Consider the following 8,158-nt stretch of genomic DNA (forward strand, 5'->3'; position numbering starts at 1 on the left):
TGCCTCATCATTCCCAGACCGACGCCGCGGCGCTGGTCGACGAGGTCGTCGACAAGTACTCCGACGAGCTGATCGACCTGCGTCGCGACCTGCACGCCCACCCCGAGCTCAGCTGGACCGAGTCTCGCACCACCGACCGGATCGTCGAGCACCTCGACGGCACCGGGTGGTCCCTGACCCGCCTCGACGGCGGGGGACTGCTGGCCGACATCGGCGAGGGCGGCGGCCTGGTGGCGCTGCGCGCGGACGTCGACGCGCTGCCCATCGACGACCTGACGAACGACCCGTGGAGCAGCACGGTGCCCGGGGTCGCCCACGCCTGCGGCCACGACGTGCACGTCAGCGGCCTCGTCGGCGCCGGTCTCGCCCTGTCCGCGCTGCACGAGCACGGGCTCCTGCCCGGTCGGGTGCGGCTCCTCTTCCAGCCGGCCGAGGAGGTCATGCCCGGCGGTGCCCTGCACCTGATCCGCGCCGGCGCCCTCGAGGGCGTCCAGCACGTCTTCGGCCTGCACTGCGACCCCAGCCTCGACGTGGGCCGGCTCGGCATGCGGGAGGGTCCGATCACCGGGGCCGCCGACTCGCTCAGCGTCCGGCTCGCCGGCAAGGGCGGCCACACCAGCCGCCCGCACCTCACCGAGGACCTCACCTTCGCGATCGGCAAGCTCATCACCGAGCTCCCGGCGATCCTCAGCCGCCGCCTCGACCCACGCGCCGGGGTGAGCGTCGTCTGGGGGATGGTGCGCGCCGGCTCCGCGCCCAACGTCATCCCGCACGCCGGCCTCGTGGCCGGCACCGTGCGGATGCTGGACGCCGTCGCGTGGGCAGACGCCGAGCACCTGGTGCGCCAGCTGGTCACCCAGATCGTGTCCCCGTACGGCGTGACCGCCGAGGTCACCTACCAGCGCGGCGTGCCGCCGGTGGTCAACGGCGCCGCCAGCACGCGCATCCTCGGCGACGCCGTCGAGCGCGTCCTGGGCCCGCACGGCCACGTCTCGACCCAGCAGAGCCTGGGCGGCGAGGACTTCGGGTGGTACCTCGACAAGGTGCCCGGCGCGATGGCCCGCCTGGGCACGCGTACGCCGGGCGGCCCGACGTACGACCTCCACCAGGGCAACCTGCGCGTCGACGAGCGGGCCACCATGATCGGCGCGCGCGTGCTCGCCGAGTCGGCCGTCACCGCGTTGCGACGCTGAGGGCCGACCCGGCGCCGCCTACTCCTTGCGGTAGGGCACGCCGTCCGCGGCCGGCGGCCGGGAGCGGCCGACGAGCCCGGCCACGGCGAAGATCGTGATGACGTAGGGAAGCATCAGCATGAACTGGCTGGGCACCGGTGAGCCGATGACCGCCAGGACGCCCTGCAGGTTGGACGCGAAGCCGAAGAGCAGCGCGGCCAGGGTCGCCCGGATCGGGTCCCACTTGCCGAAGATGACTGCGGCGAGGGCGATGTAGCCCGCACCGCCGGTCATCTCGCGGTTGAACTGCGGCACCGACACCAACGTGTAGAACGCGCCGCCCATGCCCGCGATCGCACCGGCGAGCAGGATGGTGCGGTAGCGCGTGCGGTTGACCTTGATGCCCACCGTGTCGGCGGCCATCGGGTGCTCGCCGACGGCACGCACGCGCAGGCCCCAGCGGGTGCGGTACAACGCGAAGGCGACCAGGGCGACCGCGATGTAGAGCAGGTAGACCACGGCGGTCTGGCGGAAGAAGATCGGCCCGATGAGCGGGATGTCGCCCAGCACCGGGATCGGGATGCGCTGGAAGCGCGGCGGCGTGTTGAGGCTCGCCGCGTTGGGGGCCAGCACCTGGCTGAACAAGAAGCTGGTGAGGCCGATGACCAGCACGTTGAGCACCACGCCCACGATGACCTGGTCGACGAAGTAGGTGATCGCGAACAGGCCGAGCACCAGGGCCACCAGCGCGCCGGCGACCATGGCTGCGAGCAGGCCGACCCAGGGGGACCCGGTCAGCGAGCCGACCAGGGCGGCCGCGAAGGCGCCGAAGAGCAGCTGACCGTCGATGGCGATGTTGACGACTCCGGCACGCTCGCCGAGGACGCCGCCCAGGGCGCCGAAGACGAGGGGCACGGCCAACGCGATGGACCCGGCCAGCAGGCCGACCACCGGCACGGTCTGACCGGCCGCGGCCCAGGTCAGGAAGCCCGCCATCCAGGCGAGGGCGAAGACCACGACGATCCACATGGGCGTGGCCCGGCGCGCGAGGTAGCGGCGCACGGACTCGGCGGTCAGCAGCGCGCACGCCACGGTCATGGTCCAGGCGCCGGCCATCGCGGGCACGGTGAGCTCGGGCAGGGTGGCGAAGTCGGTGCTGGCGCTGAGGCGGAAGGTCGTGTCACCGGACTGGGCCGCGAAGAGCAGGATCAGCACCATGCCCAGGGTGAGGACCCCGAAGATGACCGGGGCCTTGCGGCTCACCACCGGCACGGTGTCGATCACCGGGGCGGAGGTGGGCGCGGGGGCGGGGGACAGGCCGGGGGTGCTCACTTCGCCTCCTGGGCGGGAAGCCGGAAGATCGCGCGGACCAGGGGCGGTGCCGCGATGAAGAGGACGATCAGGGACTGGACGACCAGGACGATGTCGACCGGGATGCCCTGCGAGGCCTGCATGGCGAAGCCACCGGCCTTGAACGCGCCGAAGAGCAGCCCGGCGGCGAGGATGCCGAGCGGTCGGGACCGGCCGAGGAGCGCCACGGTGATGGCGTCGAAGCCGATCCCCGCGTCGAGGTCGACCGTGACGCCGCTGGTCACCGTGCCCAGCACCTGGTTGGCGCCGGCCAGGCCCACCAGCGCCCCGGCGATCAGCATCACCACGACGTAGGTGCGTCCGACGTCGATCCCGGCGGCACGGGCGGCGCTGGGGTTCTCGCCGACGGCACGGATCCGGTAGCCGAGGGTGGCCCGGTTGAGCAGCCACCACACGAACGCCACGGAGATCAGGGCCAGCAGGAAGCCGAGGTGCAGGTTGAACCGGTCGCCGAGGATGGGCGGCAGGATCGCGGACTCCTTGGCGGGCGCCGACTTGGGGTTGCCCGATCCCGGTGCCTGCAGCAGGCCCTGGCGGGAGAGCATGAAGAACACCAGGTAGAAGCCGACGTAGTTGAGCATGATCGTCACGATCACCTCGTGGGCGCCGGTGCGGGCCTTGAGCACGCCCGCGATGCCGGCCCACAGCGCGCCGGCCACCATGCCGGCGATGATCGCCAGCGGCAGGTGGACGATGATCGGGAGGTCGAACGTGAACGCGACCCACCCGGCGGCGGCACCGGCCAGCAGCATCTGGCCGCGCCCACCGATGTTGAACATCCCGGCCCGGAAGGCCAGCCCGACCCCGAGCCCGGCCGCGATGAGCGGCGCGGCGAACTTGAGGGTCTCGGTGAGCGGACGGATCTGGGTCGCGAAGTCGTCGACCCGGTCGTTGTAGACGGCTCCGCGGAACAGGGCCGTGTAGGCACCCCAGATCGCGTCCCAGGTGGCGGAGAAGAAGTCGCCCGGGCGCGCGAAGACGTAGGTGGCGGTGTCGCGCACCCGCTCGTCGGTGAGCGCGATCATCAGCGAGCCGACCGCGACGGCCAGCACCACGGCGAGCACACCGGCCAGGGCGTTGCCGGAGGCGATCTCCCGCAGCATCGAGTGCGTGCGGCTGGGGCCCTCGGGCCCTGCCTCCGGGGCCTCCGGGGCCCCTGGGGAGTCCGGGCCCCTCGTCGCCACGGGCTCCGGGCCGCCGAGCTTCTCGGCCTCGGTCTGGGGGGTGTCGTCGGTGCCGCTCACGCGACCACGTCCTTCGGTCGCTCGCCGGTCATCATCAGTCCGAGGGTCTCGCGGGGTGTGTCGGCGGGCACGATGCCGACCACGTGCCCGCGGTAGAGCACCATGATCCGGTCGRCGAGGGCGACGACCTCGTCGAGCTCGGTGGACACGACCAGGACCGGGACCCCGCGGTCGCGGGTGGCGATGACCTGCTTGTGGATGAACTCGATGGAACCGACGTCGACGCCGCGCGTCGGCTGGGCGGCCACCAGGAGGCGCAGGTCGCGTGAGAGCTCACGCGCCACGACGACCTTCTGCTGGTTGCCGCCGGAGAGCTTGCCGGCCTCGGTGTGGATGTCGGGGGCACGGACGTCGTACTCCTTCAGCTTCTCCGTCGCGAACTCCTCGAGGGCGTCCATCCGCAGCGAGCCGCGGCGCACGAAGGGGGAGCGGAAGCTGCGGTTGAGCATGAGGTTCTCGGCGACCGAGAAGCCCCCGACGAGACCGTCGGCCTGGCGGTCCTCGGGGATGAACCCGACGCCGGCGTCGAGGACCTGCCGCACGGACCGTCCGACGAGCTGGTTGCCGTCGAGGGTGGCCGAGCCCTCGACGTGGTCCTGGAGGCCGAGGAGGGCCTCGGTCAGCTCGGTCTGGCCGTTGCCCTGCACTCCGGCGACGCACAGCACCTCACCGGCCCGGATGGTGAAGCTGATGCCGTCGAGGTGGACGTGACCGAGCGCGTCGCGGACGCGGAGGTCCTTCACCACGAGGGCGTCGTCGCCCAGCCGGGGCTCGTCCTTGTGGACCACGAGCTCGACGGGCCGCCCGACCATGAGGGAGGCGAGCTCGGCGTTGCTGGCGGTCGGCTCGGCCTCGCCGACGACCTTGCCGAGACGGATCACAGTGATCCGGTCGGCGACCTCGCGGACCTCGCGGAGCTTGTGGGTGATGAAGACGATCGCCTTCCCGGCCTCCTTGAGCTGGCGCATGATCTCCATCAGCTCGTCGGTCTCCTGGGGCGTCAGGACCGCGGTCGGCTCGTCGAAGACCAGCACCTGGGCGTCGCGCGAGAGTGCCTTGATGATCTCGACCCGCTGCTGGACGCCGACGGGGAGCTCCTCGACGAGGGCGTCGGGGTCCACGTGGAAGCCGAAGCGCTCGGAGATCTCCCGCACGCGTGCGCGCGAGGCGTCCAGGTCGAGCGTGCCGGCGAAGCCGGTGGACTCGTTGCCGAGCATGACGTTCTCGGCGACCGTGAAGACGGGGATCAGCATGAAGTGCTGGTGGACCATGCCGATGCCGGCGGCCATGGCGTCCCCGGGACCCGCGAAGTGCTGCACCTCGTCGTCCAGCACGATCTCGCCCTCGTCGGCCTGGTAGAGGCCGTAGAGGACGTTCATCAACGTGGACTTGCCGGCGCCGTTCTCACCCAGGAGGCAGTGCACCTCACCGGGGGACACCTCGAGCGAGATCCGGTCGTTGGCGACCAGCGAGCCGAATCTCTTGGTGATGTTACGAAGGACGAGCTTCATGGGACAGCATCCTATTCACGCGGGACCGCGGGGCCTCCGCCAAGGGGACGTGCCACGGGGAGGCCGACCTCGCGGTCGGCCTCCCCGTGGTGGATCGGGCAGTGCTGCGTGCTACCTCACTGGTCGAGGTAGGACTTCACCTCGATGGAGCCGTCGATGATGCCGGCCTTGACCTCGTCCAGCTCGCCGGTGAGCGAGTCGGACACCTTGTCCTCGAAGTTGTGGAACGGCGCCAGGCCGACGCCACCGTTCTCGAGGGTTCCGATGTAGGTCTCGGGGTCGAACTCGTCGTTGCCGGCGGACATGATCGCCTCGTACGTCGAGACCTTCATGTCCTTGAGGATCGAGGTCATGATGACGTCCTGCGTGTTCGGGTCGGTCTCGAACACGTCGGCGTCGGTGCCGATCAGGGCGACGTCCTCACCCGAGTCCTGGATCGCGGTGAGCGCGCCCTGGTAGATCGGGCCACCCACGGGCAGGATCACGTCGGCACCCTGGTCGAGGATGCGGCGGGCCGTGCTGGTGGCCGCCTCGTTGGCCTCGAAGCCGCCGGTGAAGGAGCCCTTCTCGCCGCCCTCGAAGCCGATGACCTTGACGTCCTTGCCCTTCTCCTGGGCGTAGTACTCCGCGCCCTGCTTGAAGCCGTCCATGAAGATCGTGACGGTCGGGAACGGCTGGCCGCCGTAGGTGCCGACGGTGCCGGTCTTGGTGTAGTCAGCGGCCGCGTAGCCGGCGAGGAACGCCGCCTGGGCGGTGTTGTACAGGAGCGGCTTGACGTTGTCCGCGTCCTTGGTGCCGTCGAAGTCGTTGTCGGCGGCGTCGTCGATGAGGACGTAGTTGATGTCCGGGTTGGCCTTGGCCGAGTCGACCGTGGCCGCGGACAGCGCGAAGCCGACCGTGACGATGGTGTCGCAGCCCTCGCCGACGAGGCTCTCCAGGTTGGGGGCGTAGTCGTTCTCGCTGTTGGACTCGACGGACTTGAGCTCGACGCCCAGCTCGTCGGCGGCCTGGGTGGCGCCCTCGAAGCCCAGCTGGTTGAAGGACTTGTCGTCGAAGCCGCCGGCGTCGGAGACGATGCACGGCTGGAAGTCGCTCGCGGTCGACTCGCTCCCGCTGCTGCTCTCCTCCTCGGGCGCGTCGCCACATGCGGCCAGGGTCGCGGTCGCCAGCAGCGCCACGAGGCCGCTCGTGACGACCTTCCTCGTGTTCCTCACAGATGCCTCCATACTCGAATCGCCCCCGGGGTGGGGGCGCATATCGGGAGAATGATGCCTGTGCTCGGGCGCTGGTGGGTGGCAAAGCGCCAATCGGTATCCGTCTGTGACCTCTTTGCCACCTGAGAGCCCCAACCTGTCATACGCCATAGTTGCCCCGGTGAACTGGACACAGCTGCGCGCCGAGGCGGTCACCGCCATGGGACACGCCTACGCGCCCTACTCCCACTACGCGGTCGGCGCCGCCGCGCTCGTCGACGACGGCCGCCTGGTCGTGGGCTGCAACGTCGAGAACGCGGCGTACGGCGTGACGCTGTGCGCCGAGTGCGGGCTCGTGTCCGCGCTGCACGCCACGGGCGGGGGTCGGCTGACGCACTTCGTGTGCGTCAACGCCGACGGCGCGGTGATCATGCCGTGCGGACGGTGCCGCCAGCTGCTCTGGGAGCACGGCGGCGCCGCGCTCCTCATCGAGACGCCCGAGGGCGTCCGCACCATGGCCGAGGTGCTGCCCATGGCCTTCGGCCCCGACGACTTGAAGGACATCACGTGACGCACGACGCCATCGAGGTCATCAGCGCCAAGCGCGACCGTCAGGCCCTCACCGACAGCCAGATCGACTGGGTCATCGACGCCTACACCCGCGGCGACGTCGCCGACGAGCAGATGTCGGCGCTGGCCATGGCGATCCTGCTCAACGGCATGGACCTGCGCGAGATCTCCCGCTGGACCGACGCGATGATCGCGTCGGGGGAGCGGATGGACTTCTCCTCGCTGTCGCGCCCCACCGCCGACAAGCACTCCACCGGCGGGGTGGGCGACAAGATCACCCTGCCCCTGGCTCCGCTCGTCGCCGCGTGCGGCGTCGCGGTGCCGCAGCTGTCCGGGCGCGGCCTGGGCCACACCGGCGGCACGCTCGACAAGCTCGAGTCGATCCCCGGCTGGCGCGCGGCGCTGTCCAACGACGAGATGCTGACCCAGCTCGAGGAGGTCGGCGCGGTCATCTGCGCCGCAGGCGACGGCCTCGCGCCGGCCGACAAGAAGCTCTACGCGCTGCGTGACGTGACCGGCACCGTCGAGGCGATCCCCCTCATCGCCAGCTCGATCATGTCCAAGAAGATCGCCGAGGGCACCGGCGCGCTCGTGCTCGACGTCAAGGTCGGCACCGGCGCCTTCATGAAGGACCTCGACCGGGCACGCGAGCTCGCCGAGACCATGGTCGGCCTGGGCAAGGCCGCCGGCGTCCACACGGTCGCGCTGCTCACCGACATGAGCACGCCCCTGGGCCTCACCGCCGGCAACGCGATCGAGGTCGCCGAGTCCGTCGAGGTGCTGGCCGGGGGCGGTCCCGCCGACGTCGTCGAGCTCACCGTGGCCCTGGCCCGCGAGATGCTCGCCGGCGCGGGGGTCACCGACGTCGACCCGGCCGACAGGCTGGCCGACGGCAGCGCGATGGACGCGTGGACGGCGATGATCCGTGCCCAGGGCGGCGACCCGGAGGCGCCCCTGCCGACCGCCCGCGAGTCGCACGTCGTCGACGCCCCGGCGACCGGCACCCTGACCCGGCTCGACGCGATGGCCGTGGGCCTGGCGGCGTGGCGCCTCGGCGCGGGCCGCGCCCGCAAGGAGGACCCGGTGCAGGCCGGGGC

Annotated in this window: 7 protein-coding genes; 3 read left to right on the forward strand and 4 right to left on the reverse strand. The window is 71.1% G+C overall.

Annotated features, from left to right (window positions below; genetic code table 11):
• The first annotated feature begins 32 nt into the window (after nucleotides 1-32).
• Nucleotides 33-1,193, forward strand: a complete 1,161-nt coding sequence (locus tag ACXJKL_RS08955; protein WP_457206721.1) for an amidohydrolase — start codon at nucleotides 33-35, stop codon at nucleotides 1,191-1,193.
• An 18-nt stretch (nucleotides 1,194-1,211) separates the two neighbouring features.
• Here the strand turns inward: ACXJKL_RS08955 and ACXJKL_RS08960 are convergent, their stop codons facing one another.
• The 4 genes from ACXJKL_RS08960 to ACXJKL_RS08975 form a co-directional block, all read right to left on the reverse strand.
• Nucleotides 1,212-2,504 (reverse strand): ABC transporter permease, encoded by a 1,293-nt coding sequence (locus ACXJKL_RS08960; RefSeq protein WP_457206715.1) that lies wholly within the window; start codon nucleotides 2,502-2,504, stop codon nucleotides 1,212-1,214.
• Nucleotides 2,501-3,787 (reverse strand): ABC transporter permease, encoded by a 1,287-nt coding sequence (locus ACXJKL_RS08965; protein WP_457206716.1) that lies wholly within the window; start codon nucleotides 3,785-3,787, stop codon nucleotides 2,501-2,503. The genes ACXJKL_RS08960 and ACXJKL_RS08965 overlap by 4 nt, the downstream gene beginning before the upstream one ends.
• Nucleotides 3,784-5,298 (reverse strand): ABC transporter ATP-binding protein, encoded by a 1,515-nt coding sequence (locus ACXJKL_RS08970; protein ID WP_457206717.1) that lies wholly within the window; start codon nucleotides 5,296-5,298, stop codon nucleotides 3,784-3,786. The genes ACXJKL_RS08965 and ACXJKL_RS08970 overlap by 4 nt, the downstream gene beginning before the upstream one ends.
• A gap of 116 nt (nucleotides 5,299-5,414) precedes the next feature.
• Nucleotides 5,415-6,512 (reverse strand): BMP family lipoprotein, encoded by a 1,098-nt coding sequence (locus tag ACXJKL_RS08975; RefSeq protein WP_457206718.1) that lies wholly within the window; start codon nucleotides 6,510-6,512, stop codon nucleotides 5,415-5,417.
• A gap of 160 nt (nucleotides 6,513-6,672) precedes the next feature.
• Here ACXJKL_RS08975 and ACXJKL_RS08980 point away from each other — a divergent pair, with 160 nt between their 5' ends.
• Together ACXJKL_RS08980 and ACXJKL_RS08985 are read left to right on the forward strand one after the other, a co-directional pair.
• The gene (locus tag ACXJKL_RS08980; protein ID WP_457206719.1) at nucleotides 6,673-7,062 is read left to right on the forward strand and encodes a cytidine deaminase; all 390 of its coding nucleotides are present in this window, start codon (nucleotides 6,673-6,675) and stop codon (nucleotides 7,060-7,062) included.
• Nucleotides 7,059-8,158 (forward strand): thymidine phosphorylase (locus tag ACXJKL_RS08985; protein ID WP_457206720.1); only part of this gene is annotated, 1,100 nt, incomplete at its 3' end. The genes ACXJKL_RS08980 and ACXJKL_RS08985, both read left to right, overlap by 4 nt.

The organism is Nocardioides sp. P5_C9_2, from assembly GCF_054049555.1.